The organism is Staphylococcus sp. 8AQ, from assembly GCF_902506595.1.
GTDB classification, from domain to species: Bacteria; Bacillota; Bacilli; order Staphylococcales; family Staphylococcaceae; genus Staphylococcus; species Staphylococcus pasteuri.
This window is the reverse complement of the sequence record NZ_LR733871.1, coordinates 862,891-879,402: the sequence shown is the minus strand read 5'-3', so window position 1 is coordinate 879,402 and position 16,512 is coordinate 862,891. Positions and strand designations below refer to the sequence as shown.

The 16,512-nt window shown below is 30.4% G+C and carries 14 protein-coding genes; 1 reads left to right on the top strand and 13 read right to left on the bottom strand.

The features are described from left to right. Positions 1-63: 63 nt before the first annotated feature. The 12 genes from GVY01_RS04375 to GVY01_RS04320 form a co-directional block, all read right to left on the bottom strand. Positions 64-1,080, bottom strand: a complete 1,017-nt coding sequence (locus GVY01_RS04375) for a siderophore ABC transporter substrate-binding protein (protein WP_017636986.1) — start codon at positions 1,078-1,080, stop codon at positions 64-66. Between the two features lie 66 nt (positions 1,081-1,146). Beyond that, positions 1,147-1,911: an HAD-IIB family hydrolase gene (locus GVY01_RS04370; protein ID WP_017636987.1), complete on the bottom strand. Its 765-nt coding sequence runs from the start codon at positions 1,909-1,911 to the stop codon at positions 1,147-1,149. 916 nt (positions 1,912-2,827) lie between these two features. Next, a complete protein-coding gene (locus tag GVY01_RS04365; RefSeq protein WP_017636406.1) occupies positions 2,828-4,087 on the bottom strand; it encodes an aminoacyltransferase in 1,260 nt (419 codons plus the stop codon). 42 nt (positions 4,088-4,129) lie between these two features. After that, positions 4,130-5,386, bottom strand: a complete 1,257-nt coding sequence (locus GVY01_RS04360) for an aminoacyltransferase (protein WP_017636407.1) — start codon at positions 5,384-5,386, stop codon at positions 4,130-4,132. A 480-nt stretch (positions 5,387-5,866) separates the two neighbouring features. After that, the gene (trpA, locus tag GVY01_RS04355) at positions 5,867-6,595 is read right to left on the bottom strand and encodes a tryptophan synthase subunit alpha (RefSeq protein WP_017636408.1); all 729 of its coding nucleotides are present in this window, start codon (positions 6,593-6,595) and stop codon (positions 5,867-5,869) included. After that, positions 6,588-7,802, bottom strand: a complete 1,215-nt coding sequence (gene trpB / locus GVY01_RS04350; protein WP_017636409.1) for a tryptophan synthase subunit beta — start codon at positions 7,800-7,802, stop codon at positions 6,588-6,590. Before trpB ends, trpA begins: the two co-directional genes overlap by 8 nt. A 3-nt stretch (positions 7,803-7,805) precedes the next feature. Next, positions 7,806-8,426, bottom strand: a complete 621-nt coding sequence (locus GVY01_RS04345) for a phosphoribosylanthranilate isomerase (protein ID WP_108000418.1) — start codon at positions 8,424-8,426, stop codon at positions 7,806-7,808. After that, positions 8,417-9,220: an indole-3-glycerol phosphate synthase TrpC gene (gene trpC / locus GVY01_RS04340; RefSeq protein WP_108017022.1), complete on the bottom strand. Its 804-nt coding sequence runs from the start codon at positions 9,218-9,220 to the stop codon at positions 8,417-8,419. The genes GVY01_RS04345 and trpC overlap by 10 nt, the downstream gene beginning before the upstream one ends. After that, complete coding sequence (gene trpD, locus GVY01_RS04335; protein WP_017636412.1) at positions 9,221-10,219, bottom strand: anthranilate phosphoribosyltransferase; 999 nt, start codon at positions 10,217-10,219, stop codon at positions 9,221-9,223. Next, positions 10,220-10,792, bottom strand: a complete 573-nt coding sequence (locus GVY01_RS04330) for an anthranilate synthase component II (protein ID WP_017636413.1) — start codon at positions 10,790-10,792, stop codon at positions 10,220-10,222. Continuing rightward, complete coding sequence (locus GVY01_RS04325) at positions 10,789-12,195, bottom strand: anthranilate synthase component I (protein WP_017636414.1); 1,407 nt, start codon at positions 12,193-12,195, stop codon at positions 10,789-10,791. The genes GVY01_RS04330 and GVY01_RS04325 overlap by 4 nt, the downstream gene beginning before the upstream one ends. A gap of 589 nt (positions 12,196-12,784) precedes the next feature. Next, on the bottom strand, positions 12,785-13,819 hold the full coding sequence (locus GVY01_RS04320) for a M42 family metallopeptidase (protein ID WP_017636415.1): 1,035 nt from the start codon (positions 13,817-13,819) through the stop codon (positions 12,785-12,787). 144 nt (positions 13,820-13,963) lie between these two features. On the opposite strand from GVY01_RS04320, the gene GVY01_RS04315 reads away from it, so the two are divergent. Then, positions 13,964-15,055 carry a prephenate dehydrogenase gene (locus tag GVY01_RS04315; RefSeq protein WP_017636416.1) on the top strand — a complete coding sequence of 364 codons (1,092 nt, stop codon included), beginning with the start codon at positions 13,964-13,966 and terminating at the stop codon, positions 15,053-15,055. Positions 15,056-15,156: 101 nt separating this feature from the next. Here the strand turns inward: GVY01_RS04315 and GVY01_RS04310 are convergent, their stop codons facing one another. Continuing rightward, positions 15,157-16,419: a Y-family DNA polymerase gene (locus GVY01_RS04310; RefSeq protein ID WP_017636417.1), complete on the bottom strand. Its 1,263-nt coding sequence runs from the start codon at positions 16,417-16,419 to the stop codon at positions 15,157-15,159. Positions 16,420-16,512 lie beyond the last annotated feature (93 nt).

The window sequence follows — 16,512 nt, the reverse complement described above, 5'->3', positions numbered from 1 at the left end:
AAAGTGAGTGGGGAAGGCATTACATTGCCAACCTCACTCACTTTTTTATTGTTTTATTGAATGTTACTTTTTATTTTTAAAGGCATCTTGTATATGGTCAAGTTGATCAATTGTAAGTTGATGTCCACCTTCACCAAAGTACCATGCATTTGATTCAAATTGATATACTTCATCATTTTTAATTGCTTTAACATTCTTAATGACTTTATTATTTAATTCTTTAGGTATAGTTTTGTCATTACCATCTTTAGTACGGTTAATTACGAATATTTTATCAGGATTAATTTTATTTAAGTATTCATAACTCACTTGATTTCCCGCTGAATTTGCTTTCATATTGTCATCAGCATGTTGAATACCTAGATCTTTATTTAAAAAGCCACCAAAACGACCAGTATTAGCAAATGCTTTCATACCTTTATCATCAACCAACAATAATAATACTTTGTCTTTAGTAATTACACGTTGTGTTTCTTTAACTTTATCTTTCAATTGTTTATTTAAAGATTTGGCTTTTTGCTTTTTATCAAATATTTTACCAAGTTGATTTGTCGTATTTTCAATTGAAGAAATGTAGTTATCGTTATCTGGGCTTACAAATAAAATTTTAGCATTAGGTGCAGCCTTCTTCATTTCATCAACAGTTTTCGTATGTGCTTGTCTGAAAGAAGCAAGTATTAAGTCTGGTTTTGCTTTAGCTAAGTTATCATAATTAGGCCGCCCAGGATTTCCTAAATTAATGTATTTTTTATCTTTAAATTCAGATAAAGAGTGGGGTAAAAAGCTATTACCTTGACCTTTAGCAATTGCTTTAATATGACTTTGAAGACCCATTTGTTGCATAATATCTAAAGCACCGTAGTCCATAACTGCGACATTTTTAGCATTTTTAGGTACCTTGACTGTCTCAGTTTTCTTATCTCCTTTAGAGTGGGTATTGTTTTTATCTTTAAATTCATATGTATTCTTTATAGTAACTGTGTCTTTATTTTGTTCCTTTGATTTATGAGAACCTTGACTACAAGCTACTAAAATTAATCCTATCATTAAAATAAATAATAATTTACATGTATTTTTCATAATAATCCTCCTTATCAATATTATAATTGAAAATGAGAATCATTATCAATAGGGATTTTACTTATTTTACAACCATTTATCTATTACTTCACATACGGCTTCATTAGTATTTTCAATTAATGTAATATTAGTATTATTGATGAATGTTGTATGGTCCATATGTTCATTTGTGACAAAGTAGCCTTGTGTAGCATGTTCTAGCATTTGAATATCGTTATGATCGTTACCAAAAGCTATATATTCAGTGGCATTACCAATGAGTTTTTGGATAGTAGTATGTTTATCAATACCTTGAGCTGTAATATCAATATATCGTTCATTAAGATGATGTATAAGTTCAACTGATTTAGATTTTTCAGCTAAAATCGTAGCAATTTCTTCAAAATCATCTTTACGAATTTCTAATATAATGGCTTTAATTGGTTGAGAAATGTCATTCATATCTAAAGCCTTTGCAGTATTATTAGGGTCAATTCGTTGAAATAATTCATTTGTAGTATCTAAGTTCGTTGAATAGTTGTATTTATCATCAAATATGTATTTTAGTTGGTATGCATTTACAATATCTTTAATTAATTGCAAATCATCGAGTGGGATTGATTTAATAACTTCAATACGACCATTTTGAGAAATAATTGAGCCATTGCCACCAATAAGTGTAAAATCTTCAAATTCTGGAATTACTGGTAATAAATCTCTAATTGGACGTGCTGATGCAAATATAACTTGATGACCGTTAGCATGTAGTTTAAATATACGATCGATAATACGTTGATCTACATGTAGACCATCAAATGAAATCGTACCATCAATATCAAAAACAAAATTCATAAAACAAAACTCCTAAACTAAAATGATGAACTTATTATAGCATGGTGTAAGTTAGCGTTAATAAACGAAATTCATTTGTAATAAACAGAAAATAGGGTCCCCTGTATCGAATATCTATAACTTCCTATAATATATATTATGTAAACTAAAATCAAAAAATAACTTAGTCTCCTTGGATTATTCTTAAATTCTAAATTTCATTACCGTATTTTATATTTTACAATTCGTTATATTTTTAAGTAGTTTTGTTTTTGTATGACTTATAACTATTAAACCTTAATTTATCCTGTATTGATTTTTATAAGTCTGTAGTTAATAATATCCATTATCTTGTTAATCTCAATATAAGATAAATTATTACTTTGATACAGACTATCAAATAATTTCTATTAAATGCTAACTGTTATAATCTCACAGAAACTAAGACTATTATGTGATATACCAATAAATGCTACAAACTTCAGCTTATGTCATATCGCATAACTGACATATCTATTGATATTATCAATTAATCATCTATATGAATTCTTTTTACACATATATTATTAATGAAATTTAACATATAAAATCATATAACTCTAAACTTCGGTACACGATTATTAACACAAATCTATTTATACATATTTGTAAATTAAATAATAGTTTTAAACATTCCTGTACGTAATTTGTTATATTTCCGCTAATATTAGTGATATTCTACTTATAATTAATTTATTAAAAATTTCGCTATAACTATTGTTGTTAAGCGATTCTATTATGCTATGATTATTTTAGTAGGGTACAATATGATTATAAAAATTAGAATTTTTATAATATTTATTTGTAGATTTTAACTTTTGAATAAAGTAGATAAATATTAAAAGAGATTGAGACACTGGCCCCAACCTCTTAAATACAATAAATTATTCTATTTAACTTACTTTTTCACTTTTCTACGAATACGATCTAATGTAGTGAATAACCAATATTTCACTTTGTTAATTGGCTTATAAAAATCTCCTATTAACTCTTCAATTTGAACATTAAAGCCTCGTTTAAAGCGATAAACACCGTAGTCCTCACTATTTTCAGTAAAATCACCAGATAAGCCATAAAAATTGTAACGATCATAGCCATTATCGAAGCAATAATTAATCATGAACCAATGCATCATGTATGGACCCATGTATTGATTGAATTTTTCTGATGAACCACCTGAGAAATAGTTAACTTCATAAGCATTAGCAAAGTATACACCTGAAGCAAGATTCAATATTGAACCATCAGTTTGACGAATTTCACTCGCTTGAAGCATTTCTTTTTTGTCATGCTCAATTTGTTTGTCTAACTCACTAATTTTCTTAAGTTGCTTATCACTTTTATTTTCGTTAGCCATCATTTGATCGCGGCGGCTTTCTTTATCATTTAGTGAATGCTGTAATGATTCAATATATTCATCTAAATCAATATATGCTAAAGGAACTAATACTTTATCTCCATAATGGTCTATAAAATTATAAAAGTATTGATCCGTTTTAGAAGCAAAACCAGTTCTTTCTTCAGTTTCACGATAAAGTTCTAAGAAGAGATCAAATTCGTCCCTACTTAAAAATCTTACTTTAACTCCGTAGTTTATCGCTTTATTAATATTTCTTTTACGTTGACTATCAAATTCTTTTTTCAATGATGCAGGTGTTTTCCCCTCTAAATTTAATACACCCATCCATCTTACTTGACTGAAATTATCATATGTTGTTGTAAATCCATGATGCTCATAGCCATGTGATTTAAATAAATTAACGAGTGCATCATTTTTTTCATGATTATCTAGAGGTTTAATATCTTTATCATAAATTTGATAAATCCAATATGGATCCATTTTGACATATAAACATTGATGTTGTTGTAAGTATTTTTCTAACTCTCTCAAATAAAAGTCAACTAGTCCTAAGTCAGAATAATCCATAACAGGGCCGCGGTTTGAATAATAAACGTAACTACCCATTGTTGGAATTTTAGAAAATAGACTTGCTGCAATGACCTTATTACTTTCATCTTTTATACCTAATAATACAACCTGAAAACCATCTGTTTCACGAGTAGCAATATTTTCTTTTACTTGAAAATAATGACTTTCTAAAGATGGATTTTGTACAAAGTTCTCAAATTCTTTAACTGTCAACTCTGTAAATTTCATATTTAGATAATTCCCTTCCTAATAAAAATTTATTATTTATGTTTATTTTTTAAGTAATTTCTTTAATGTAGTATAAACAGTGTACATAGGTTTATTTATTGGTTTAAGAAAATCTCCTACATATTCAATGACATCAGCATTATAGCCTTTTTTAAATTTAATTACACCAGCATCTTCTGCATCTTCTGTGAAGTCCCCACTGATTCCATAAAAATTATAACGATTGATGCCATGTTCTAGTGCATAATTAATCATTGTCCATTGTACAGCATAACTACCTGCGAAGTGTCGATATTTGTTTGACGTACCGCCTGCATAGTAAACAACTTCGAAAAGATTAATAAAGAAGTAACCTGCAGAAATTGGTAATTCATTACCATGTTCTGCTTGAAGTCGTTGTGCTTCATCTAATTTCTGTTGATTAGCAGCTATTTGTTGCTCTAAGTTAGCCTTTTTATTATGTGATTTTTTATTATCTGGGCGCTTTTCAATATCTTTGATGGCTTTATTTAAATCTTTGTTTAGTGTCTCTTTTTCATTATTTAACTCTTCAATATATTCATCAAAATTAATATATGCTAATGGCACTAAAACTTGATCTTTGAAATGTTTAAAACGATCATAATAATAATTATCGTCTCTATCTTGGAATTCTTTAGTTTCTGATGTATCTTCCATAAATGATCTAAATATTGGTAATTCTTCTTCGGATAAGAATTTAACTTTCACACCATTTTTTTGTACCTTTTTAGTATTACGTTTACGTAAATTATCCATTCCGTCTAAAACATCTTTAGCGGTCTTGTCTTTTAAGTCTAATACTGAATGATATCTAACTTGTAATACTGGATGAAAGCCTTTATGAAAACCTTCATGTTTAAACCCTAGTGATTTCATTTTATCAAATATCCAATCATGGCCGGCATTTCCAAGGACTTCCCCATCATGATTTAAATATTGATACGGTACATATGGATCTACTCTTAAATAAAGACAGTTATGCTTTTTAACATATTTAGTTAATTCATTAAAAAAGTAATGAACTAATTCTTTATTATCATAATCAATGACTGGACCTCTATTAGTATAGAAATACTTGAAGAATTTCAACACTGGTACTGCTGTTAGTAAACATGCTGCAATGACTTCATTGTCGTTATTCTTGATACCAACTAAATGCGACTCTGTACCTTCAGCAAGTTTCAATTCATAGTTACCTATCATTTGTGTGAAATGGGTGTAAGGCATTTGGTCTGTAAAATCGCCAAATTCCTTCGCTGTTAAGTTTGTAAACTTCATTATCATAACTCCTATTGTTTTTATCTCTATTTTTATCTCTGTTAAGAATTCGATTTAAGTTCAAATTATACTATGTTCAAATGATGTTACTTTCTATGTATATAATATCTAATAATACTTAAATATATGCAATATAAATATTGCTATCTATGTTGTCTATATAAGTTATTACTGATACCCCTTAAAAATTAATAATTTTAATATTACTTAGGGATGTTTTTCATAACCTTTTCAACTTATTTTGACTAAATGTAATAAATAATAGTATGAGTTAAATATATAAACCCATACTATTAATGTATTATCATCTATTATTTTAATGCATTTACAAACCTATTGCCAATGACTTCCCTTAAAACATTGTAAAATTTATGCAATTTGATTAAGTTCTATCATAATACGTGTATTAAATTACATATATCCTTTATATTTACATTTTTCTGATTTATCATGCTATGAATTAAAATCCATACATTTAAATTATTGATTTAGTGCATGTCGTATCGAGTTGAAATATTTAATATTTTCTTCAGTCGAATCATTATCGAATCGTCTTACTATTTCACTACCTATGACTACACCATCTGCAATTTGTGAAATATCTTTAACGTGTTGCACATTTCTAATTCCAAAACCAGCTACGACCGGAACCTGAGCAGTTCGTTTAATTAAATTAAGTTTGGATTTTAACTCTGGATGGAACTCACCATTTTTTCCAGTAGTTGCATTCATTGTAACAGTGTAAATAAAACCTTCAGCTTTTTCAGCTATTAATTTCATTCGTTCTTCAGTCGTTGTCATAGCAATTAATGGAATTATTTTCACATTACTTTCATGTGTTTGTTGTTTTAATTTTTGAGCAAGTTCAAATGGTAAATCAGGTATAATCACTCCATAAACACCTGCTCGTTGACAAGCTTCAAAAAATGCTTTTTCACCATAATTACAAATAATATTATAGTAAGTCATTAACACATACTGACTTTTAATTTCTAATTGATGTAATTCTAGTTGATCGAAAATGTATTCAATTGTAATACCTTCTTCTATAGCTTTTCCACCAGCTTCCATTATTGTCGGTCCATCTGCCACTGGATCTGAAAATGGTACACCAACTTCAATAATATCTGCGCCACACTGACTCAACACTTTCATATGTTCTATCATTTTAGAATCACCCATTATATATGGAATAAATAGTTTACTCATTTGTGTCACCTCTTTGTTGTGTGTATTGACGTATCGTATTCATATCTTTATCACCACGACCAGAAAGTGTGACAACAATGATGTCATCTTTATTCATAGTTGGTGCTAGTCTTTCTACATAACTTAATGCATGCGCACTTTCAATGGCTGGAATAATTCCTTCAGCTTTAGTGAAACGTATTAAAGCTTCCATAGCCTGTTCATCACTAGCTTCGGTATAAGTTACACGTCCAATGTCGTTATAATAAGAATGCTCAGGACCAATACCTGGATAATCTAAACCAGCTGAAATGGAATGTGCTAATTGCACTTGTCCATGCTTATCTTGAATTAAATACATTTTGGCACCATGTAAAACTCCAGGATTCCCTTTACCAATTGCAAGTGCATGTTTATCAGTATTTTTGCCTTTACCTGCTGCTTCAACACCATATAGTTTCACTTCATCTTGAATAAATGGATAAAATGTGCCGATAGCATTAGAGCCACCACCAATACAAGCAACGATTGCATCCGGTAATCGATTTTCTTTGTTCAATATTTGAGATTTAATTTCTTTTCCTATTACGCTTTGTAAATCTCTAACTATTGTTGGAAATGGATCTGGCCCTAATGCAGATCCTAAAAGATAATGTGTATCTTCAACATGACTAACCCAATATTGCAATGCTTTGTTTACTGCATCTGATAAAGTGCCTTGACCTTCTTCAACCGAAACAACTTTAGCGCCTAACAATTCCATTCTAAAGACATTTAATTGTTGTCTTTGAATATCTTCTTTTCCCATAAAGACAATGAGTTCCATATCGAATAATGCAGCAACTGTTGCACTAGCCACACCATGTTGTCCAGCACCTGTTTCAGCTACTAGTTTACGTTTACCCATACGTTTTGCTAACAGTGCTTGTCCAAGTGCATTATTAATTTTATGCGCACCAGTGTGGTTAAGGTCTTCTCTTTTTAAATAAATTTTTGCTCCACCTAATTGCTCTGTATATGCTTTGGCATAAGTTAAGGGTGTTTCTCTACCCACATATTCTTTTAAATAATATTGAAGTTCATCTTGAAATTTTTGATCATTTTTAGCTTTTTGGTATGCTTGTTTTAGTTCTATGATTGCTGGCATTAATGTCTCCGGTACATATTGTCCACCATATTCTCCAAAGAACCCTAATTCATCTGCTTCCGTTTGTATTTGTTTAATCATAACTCATTCCCCTTTCACTATATTAAAGATTGTTTTCATTTTGCGTTTATCTTTTCGTTCATTTGTTTCAATACCAGAGGCGATATCATAACCTAAATGTTTTAAAGGCATATGTTGAATCGTCTTAATATGTTCATCATTGAGACCACCTGCTATTAAAAATGGTGTATCTTCAATATGTTTTATTAAATTCCAATCAAAAGTTTGACCTGTACCACCATATTCAATAGATGGTGTATCTATAATAAATAAATCAACATACGGTTTATATAAATCAAGTTGACTATTGAGGTCTTGAGTAGCGGGTAACGCTTTAAAAATTTTAATATTTGGATATTGGTGTTTAACCCATTTGATAAGTTCAATATTTTCGTTACCATGAAATTGGATTGTATCAATATTAGTAAGCGTAACTAGTTGTTGGATTTGATTCTTATCTGGATTCACTACAACAACTACACGTTGTATAGTCTTAGGAACAAGCGCTGACAAATGCTGAATTTGATTAATGTCTAGATGACGTCGACTTTTGGAAAAATGGATAAATCCTATCGCATCGATATCACTCTCAATTGCCTTTTTCACATCATCTTCATATCTGAATCCACAAAATTTTAAATACATGATTTCACCTTGTTTAACTTAAGTGTTGGTAGAAATTGACTTAAATCATCACATTTCATTAAAGCTTCTCCAATAAGTAATCCATCGATACCTGAGTTTATAATTTGTTCAACATCAGACTTATTATGAATGCCACTCTCAGAAATATAATAAAATCCATCTTCCCTATCTGCTAAAATGTCATTTGTATGATTAACATCAGTTACAAATTGCTTTAAGTCTCTATTATTAATTCCTATTATTTCTGGCTGTATTTGATATGCTCTATTAAGTTCATCTTTGTCATGAACTTCTACTAACACTTCTAAATTAAGTTGTGTCGCATATTGGTATAATCGTTGAAGCTGTTCATCAGATAAAATATTAACAATAAGTAAAATAATCGATGCTCCTGCAGTTTTTGCTACATCTATTTGAATTTCATCTATGATAAAATCCTTACATAAAATGGGTAATGTTGTTTGTGGTGCTAACTTTTGTAACCTTTCAAAGCTTCCACCAAAATATTGTTCATCAGTTAGAATTGATATTGCATTTGCCCCATACTTTTCATAGTCTTTAATTTGCTGTGATAAATCTCGTTCTGGTAATTGATTTACAGAAGGACTTTTAGATTTTATTTCTGCAATGATAGAAAGTTGGTTATCATTAGCTAAACTTTCTTTTAATGTTTTTTTCTTTAGGTGTGGCGTGTGATCATTGTTGTATGATTTGAGTGATATTAATTTTTCTTGATAATAATGAGACGATAATAATTTCTTTTTATAACTTACAATTTCATCTAAAATTGTCATTTAATTTCCCACCATTCTTAAATATTGTTTCATTGCTAAGCCACTATCTATTAAGTATTGAGCAAGATTGATACCTGTCTGGATATCATTAACTTTTTCTGCAACATATAAAGCTATACCTGCATTCAACACAACAACATCTCGTTTACTTGTATGATCTTGTCCATTCAATATATTTACTGTAATTGCTTTATTTTCCTCAGGTGTGCCGCCTTTTAAAGTATTGTTAGAAGCATTGCGTAATCCGAAGTCTTTTGCATTAATAGTATATGTTTCTATATCTTTACCTGTGGTTACTTCATAAATTAAGTTTTCTCCTGATAAACTTGCTTCATCCATACCTCCTGCCCCGTGAAGTACGATTGCTTTCTTACGACCTAAGTCTTTTACTGTTTGTGCAACATTACCTAATTGATTGGGATCATAAATACCCATTACTTGGTATGTTAATTTAAATGGATTAATTAACGGTCCCACTAGATTGAAAATAGTTGGCTTTGACATCATTTTTCTAATAGGTTGAATATATTTCATAATTGGATAGGATTCTGTAGCGCTGACAAATGCTAAGTTATATTGTTGTAATGTGTTAATCACATCGTTAACTTTTGTAGTATTTATATTTAATTGATTGAGTAAATCTGTGCTTCCAGAATTAGAAGTGATACTCTTGTTTCCGTGCTTCACAATTAAAGCTCCTGCACTAGCAACTATAAATGAAGCGGTCGTCGAAATATTAAAACTTCCTGACTTGTCCCCTCCCGTACCACATACACACATTGCGCCTTCATAATAAGGTTGTTCTTTATACATTGTTTTAATTAAACTTTTAGCTAAAAATGTTAACTCCGTTTGCTGCATTTCTTTATCAGTATATGTTTTTAATGCCTTATATTTAACTTGATTTTCAACTTCTGGATTAATCATTAAATTTATAAATGATTTCATATCTTCTTCATTTAAGTGTTGTTGCTTTTCTAGTTGTTGTAAAATTTCCATCTAATCACCCTTTACTGCTAAATTAATAAAGTTTTTAATAATATCTTCTCCGTGTTCTGTTGCAAAAGATTCTGGATGATATTGAATTCCAAAATGCAATTGATTTTCGTGTTCAAATGACTGGATACAATCATTTGTTGTTCCAGTTATAATTAGTGACTTAGGAAAATGTTTTGCGTCACTAACTAATGAGTGGTATCGCATGACATTAAAGTTTAGAGGTAAGTCTCTATATAGTATGGAGTTGCCATTTTGCTTTATTTCATCTACTTTTCCATGCATCACAGTTTCACCTTGTATTACTTTTCCATCGTAAAAACACGTGAGTGCTTGCGCTCCTAAACAAACGCCAAGTATGGGTTTATCTTTATAACATTCAATAATGTTAATTAATAATTGATTATCCAATGGGTGCCCTGGTCCAGGTGAAATAATGACACCATCTACGTCTTGATTCATTACCTTTTCATCATCTGGATATAGTACAGTGACATCTTCTTTTGGCATATGCTGCATTACGATGTCAACTAGGTTATAAGTAAATGAGTCATAATTATCGACAATTAATATCATGGTGACACCTCCAATAAACTTTTAGCTTTTAATTTGGTTTCTTCTAATTCCTTCTGTGGTTCAGAATCATAAACAACGCCACAACCTGCTTCTACATTGATATATGTGTCATCAATCATCATTGTTCGTATTGCAAGTGCAAAGCCTAAGTTATGATTACAATTGATATAACCAATGCCACCACTGTACACACCACGTTTGTTGGGCATAACTTCATAAATTCTTTGTATTGCTCTTAGTTTTGGTGCACCAGAAACTGTTCCGGTTGGTAATAAACTTGCTATCACAGACATTGGTGAAATATCTTTTTTAATTTGCCCTGTGATTTCGCTTACTATATGCATTACGTGTTCATATTTCTCTATCTCCATCAATTTCTTAATATGAGACGTTCCATTTCGGCATATCCTGTGAATATCATTTCTACCTAAGTCTACTAACATACTATGTTCGCTGCGTTCTTTTTCGTCATTAATGAGCTGATGTGCATTAGCTTCATCTTCTTCTAGTGTGCGTCCTCTTTTGATAGTTCCAGCAATTGGGTTAGTTTCAACTAAACCATCATGCACTTTTACAAAACTTTCAGGCGAACTACCTACAATAATTGGTTCACTCATATTGATGTAATACATGTATGGACTTGGATTTTGTCTTTTTAAATTTTGATATAACTGAAATGATAATGATTGACGTTGATTTTCAAAATGATGTTTATAGCGATAAATCCTTGAAGGTACCACTTGAAACATGTCCCCTTCAGTTATTTTCTTTTTAAAATCACTGACAATTTCCATGAAATGTTGTTCACTTATGTTGGTTTCTATTTGTTTGTCCTTAGGTTTAAATTGAATACTTGGTTGATATACTTGAATCGTTTTGAGTTGATTGATTCTTTCCTTTACACGTGTAATTAATTTTTCTCGAGCTACTTGAGAGAATAGATTTGTACTAATGACATATAATTCTTCTTTGTAATGATCAAATATATAAACGTCTTCTATCATGTGAAAATTAACATCATGTTGTGGATGATCATCTAAATTTATGTTTTGTAATATAGGAAATTCATGTCTTACTAAATCAAAACTGCATGTTCCAATAAAACCTGAGATAAAAGGTAATTCTTGTAAACTTTTATCTTCTATATCTTCATAGTACTGATTAACAAATTGTTTTAAATATTGATATGGTTTCTCTGTTATAGATTCGTTTTTGTGTTGAGTACTAATATGAACTTGATTGTTATCTAGCGTGATTTGTCCATAACTATCAAATACAACAATGGAATACCTTCCCTTAAGTTTATTCTGACTCGAACTTTCTAAAATGATTTTTCGGTTTTTGAGTTGAGCTAAAGTTTCTGGTGTTATATTGGCTTGTAGCTTTTCATAATATATTTCCACTTTTGAATACTCCTTTATGATTAATATTGCTTTCTTACTCATGTTTATCTTTTAGTTTGTTTTATTAGATTGCTTATTTCTGAAGAATGATTTTTATGCAAATAAAAATCAGCCTCCTATAAAAGGACGCTGACGCGTGGTACCACCTTAATTAACGTAATATTATTAACATTCAGAATATTAAACGTTCACTCATTTTCTTTATTTAATTATTTGTCTTTATTTGCAAAACCCAATTTCATTTATAGAGGTGTTAGTTCTCATCACACACTAACTTTCTGTCACTACCTTGCTACAAACTACTACATTTTGCACCAATGAAAAAAGCACCACGAAACGCGTAAAATCAATAAGGACGCGTTACCGTGGTGCCACCTTAGTTAACAAATTATTATTGCTCACTTTTATACTATTTAATTTTATATTCGAAAGCCCAATTCACTGAATATGTTGTGCTAATTTACATTAACCATTAGCTTTCTATTTGCTACAAATCACATTCGCTACTTTATCTTCCGAATTGTTTAACAATTCTAATTATTTAGTATAATACATTCCACTCTAATATTTGTCAACGTAAAATCAAAATTTATTTTGAAATTTGCGACATACAATACGCATACAAAAGATTCTGTGTTGCTTCAATAGATTCAATATGTGTTCTTTCTAATGCATGTGAAGATTCTATTCCAGCTCCAAATAACCCGTGGCGAATATCAGCTCCTGCTTTCAGTGCTGTTGTAGCATCAGAAGTATAATAAGGATAAATATCTACTTTATATGGTATGGCATTTAATTTGCATAATTGTACTAATTGAGATCTCAATCCTTTATGGTATGGGCCTGAGCTATCTTTTGCACATATTGAAACTGTATATTCATCAGATGATTGTCCATCACCTAAAGCGCCCATATCTAACGCAATAAAATCCACAATGTTATTTGAAAGTGACGCATTTGCACCATAGCCAATTTCTTCATTATTAGAAATATAAAACTGTGTAGTATGAGGTAAATTAATATTATCTTGCTTAATTTTTTTCAATAACTCAATAATCATTGCTACACTTGCTTTATCATCAAGATGGCGTGACTTAATGAAACCAGATGTTGTAATTTGTGTTCTAGGATCAAAGCTAACAAAGTCCCCTACTTCAATACCTAAATCTTTAGTTTCTTGAACTGAATTTGTCTTTTCATCTATTCTTATTTCCATATGTTCTAAATCTCTCGGTATTTCATGATTATCTTTATATACGTGTACACTCGTTTCGTGTAAACATATCGTTCCTGTATAGACATCACCAGATTCTGTTTGGATTTCACAATACTCACCTTCTATAGCATTAAAATGAAATCCTCCAATTAAATCTATAGCTAATCTTCCATTTTCTTTTATTTCTTTAACCATTGCACCTAATGTATCAACATGAGCTGTAATACATCGCTGTTGACTTTGATTGTCTCCATCTACTGTTATAATCAAAGCACCTTTGTTAGTGAGTTCGGTTTGATAACCTAAATCTTCTGCTATATCCTTTACAAAATTTATTGCTTTTTCAGCATTGCCTGATGGACTATTAATTTCTGTTAATGTCTTTATAGTTTGTAAAATATTACTCATCTTATTTACCCTTTCCTGCATAATATGTTTAGTTTCAGTTTAGACTATTTAACTAATATATTCTAATATATATTTCTATTGATTCCGTTGCTCTCGTCTTTTACAATATTAGTATTCTGAAAATTTCGAAATAGGTGGTCATTCATGAAAAACATATTATTCGTAGGACTTGGTTTGATTGGTGGGAGTTTAGCAAGTAATTTAAAATATTATCATCAAGACATTACTATTACAGCTTTCGATGCAGACGAATCACAGTTAGATAAAGCACTATCAATTGGTATTATCGATAACAAAGCTATTCATTATACCCAAGCTGTTGAAAATGCTGATATGATCATTTATGCTACCCCTGTTGAACAAACTGTCTACTATCTTAAACATTTAACTAAATTAAATACTAAACCCCATTTAATTGTTACAGATACTGGTAGTACTAAATCAACAATTCAATCTTTTGAAAATGAGTTGTTAGAACATGATATCCATCTAGTTGGTGGTCATCCAATGGCTGGTAGTCATAAATCTGGCGTATTAAATGCAAAAAAACATCTTTTCGAAAATGCCTATTATTTACTTGTCTTTAATCAAAAGGAAAATAAGAAAGCTGCTGAGAAAATCCAAGAATTATTAAAATCAACGTTAGCTAAATTTATATTCACTGACGCTAATGAGCATGACTTTGTTACTGGTATTGTTAGTCACGTACCACATATAGTCGCGTCCAGTCTAGTTCACTTAAGTGCCGACCACGTAGAAAAACATCATTTAGTACAACAATTAGCTGCAGGAGGATTCCGTGACATAACTCGAATTGCTAGTAGTAATGCAGAGATGTGGAAAGATATCACATTAAATAATAAAACTTTCATTCTAGATATTTTAGAAGATTTACAAAATCAAATTAGTTCTGTTATGACAATGATTTCATCTTCAAAATCTGAAGATATTTATCAATTTTTTGCTAATGCTAAGGATTACAGAGATCAACTACCCGCTAAACAACGAGGCGCGCTATCTACGGCGTATGATCTATTTGTTGATATTCCGGATAAACCGGGTATGATTAGCAAAGTTACTCACATTCTAAGTTTACATAATATTTCTATAAGCAACCTTAAAATTTTAGAAGTCCGTGAAGATATTTATGGTGCCTTACAAATTAGTTTTAAAACTCCTGAAGATCGGGAAAGTGCTATTCAAGCACTAAGTCAATTTGATACTTATATTGAATAATATTTATGATTCAATGATTTTAACCTGAGACTTTAATTAATACGTCTCAGGTTAAAATATGCTTATTACGTTTTAAAAATAATATTTCTATTAGCGTTTTATTACATTTTATGACCTGCCATAAGTCCTAGTCGTCCATGTTTCGTACCAGCTTCTGTATACGATGTTGCCTTGGAAACAATACCTTTTCCATATTTCAAATGTAAATGGTCAATCGTTTTTGCTAATTTTTCGTCTCGTTTCCGTTCATATTCGTCAATAAACAAGTTCATTTGTCTTTCATTTTCATTTATAAATTGAGTTAGTGACACACTTAATGTCCGGTATAATGCTTGTTTATCACACAATTTGTTCGCAAAATAGTTAACTACTTTGAAAATATCTTTTTCTAAATTAGTTCCTTCTTCCAAGGTATATTGCTTATGTACGCCACCTTCATCACTATAACCAAATGAGAAGTGTATGGTACGTGCCAATTGTTTTCTTGCTCGAACCCTACTTGCTACATCCTCAATTAACTCTTGCATAACAACTTTGGCTTCTTCAAATTCATAATCTCTCATCAATATCTGACTTTTACATATTGATGGATTATTGACTTTATATTTTTCTCTCATTTTACTTTGATCAATACCATTAGCATGAAGATGCATATCCACACCTAATATCCCAAAATCCCTTTTTAAATATTGATACGGATATTGAGCTAAATCACCTATAGTAAAAATTCCTCTTTTATTTAATTTAGCTTCTGTCTTTCTATTTATTCCCCAAAATTCTCTTAATGGTTGAATTGGCCATAACTTTTCAGGTACATGCTGATAACGCCATTCAGCAATACCGTTTTTTGTATGCTTGGCTTCAATATCCATTGCTACCTTACTTAGTAACATATTGGAACCTATACCAATAGTACATCTAATACCTGTTTCTTCATGAATTTCTTTCTGTAACCTTTCGCAAAATGCTTCAACAGTTGAATTAAATCTATGATAACTATCAGTCACATCCATAAAAAATTCGTCAATACTATACTGATGTAAATCTTCTGGTGGCACATAACGTAAAGCAATCTTAGATATAGTTACTGAAACATTAAGGTACTTTCGCATACTTGGATTAATAATATATATATCGTTGCGATGTGGTATTTCAAATAACCTTGATCCCGTTTTAACACCTAATTCTTTAAGTTTAGGTGTCGCAGCTAATACGACTGAGCCTTGTCTTTTAGTATCAGCAACTACTGCTAATTTTGTTGTTAAGGGATCCAATCCCTTTTCTATACATGACACACTTGCGAAAAAGCTCTTTTGATCAATACATAGTACATCTCTATCTTCTAATAAATGATAGTCATACATCATTACCCCTCCCTAATACATTTTCATTATATACGAACAAATGTTCTTATTCAAGTATATAACGAACAAATGTTCTAAAAGGAAAATGTTTTT

Excerpts from the sequence above, each read along its gene's own strand:
- GVY01_RS04360 (WP_017636407.1), bottom strand. The coding sequence starts at position 5,386 with ATGAAGTTTACAAACTTAACAGCGAAGGAATTTGGCGATTTTACAGAC.
- GVY01_RS04320 (WP_017636415.1), bottom strand. The coding sequence starts at position 13,819 with ATGAGTAATATTTTACAAACTATAAAGACATTAACAGAAATTAATAGT.
- trpD (WP_017636412.1), bottom strand. The coding sequence starts at position 10,219 with ATGGAAATTTTACAACAACTAGAAAAGCAACAACACTTAAATGAAGAA.
- GVY01_RS04365 (WP_017636406.1), bottom strand. The coding sequence starts at position 4,087 with ATGAAATTTACAGAGTTGACAGTTAAAGAATTTGAGAACTTTGTACAA.
- GVY01_RS04315 (WP_017636416.1), top strand. The coding sequence starts at position 13,964 with ATGAAAAACATATTATTCGTAGGACTTGGTTTGATTGGTGGGAGTTTA.
- GVY01_RS04345 (WP_108000418.1), bottom strand. The coding sequence starts at position 8,426 with ATGTATTTAAAATTTTGTGGATTCAGATATGAAGATGATGTGAAAAAG.
- GVY01_RS04310 (WP_017636417.1), bottom strand. The coding sequence starts at position 16,419 with ATGTATGACTATCATTTATTAGAAGATAGAGATGTACTATGTATTGAT.
- GVY01_RS04375 (WP_017636986.1), bottom strand. The coding sequence starts at position 1,080 with ATGAAAAATACATGTAAATTATTATTTATTTTAATGATAGGATTAATT.
- GVY01_RS04330 (WP_017636413.1), bottom strand. The coding sequence starts at position 10,792 with ATGATATTAATTGTCGATAATTATGACTCATTTACTTATAACCTAGTT.
- trpA (WP_017636408.1), bottom strand. The coding sequence starts at position 6,595 with ATGAGTAAACTATTTATTCCATATATAATGGGTGATTCTAAAATGATA.
- GVY01_RS04370 (WP_017636987.1), bottom strand. The coding sequence starts at position 1,911 with ATGAATTTTGTTTTTGATATTGATGGTACGATTTCATTTGATGGTCTA.
- trpB (WP_017636409.1), bottom strand. The coding sequence starts at position 7,802 with ATGATTAAACAAATACAAACGGAAGCAGATGAATTAGGGTTCTTTGGA.
- trpC (WP_108017022.1), bottom strand. The coding sequence starts at position 9,220 with ATGACAATTTTAGATGAAATTGTAAGTTATAAAAAGAAATTATTATCG.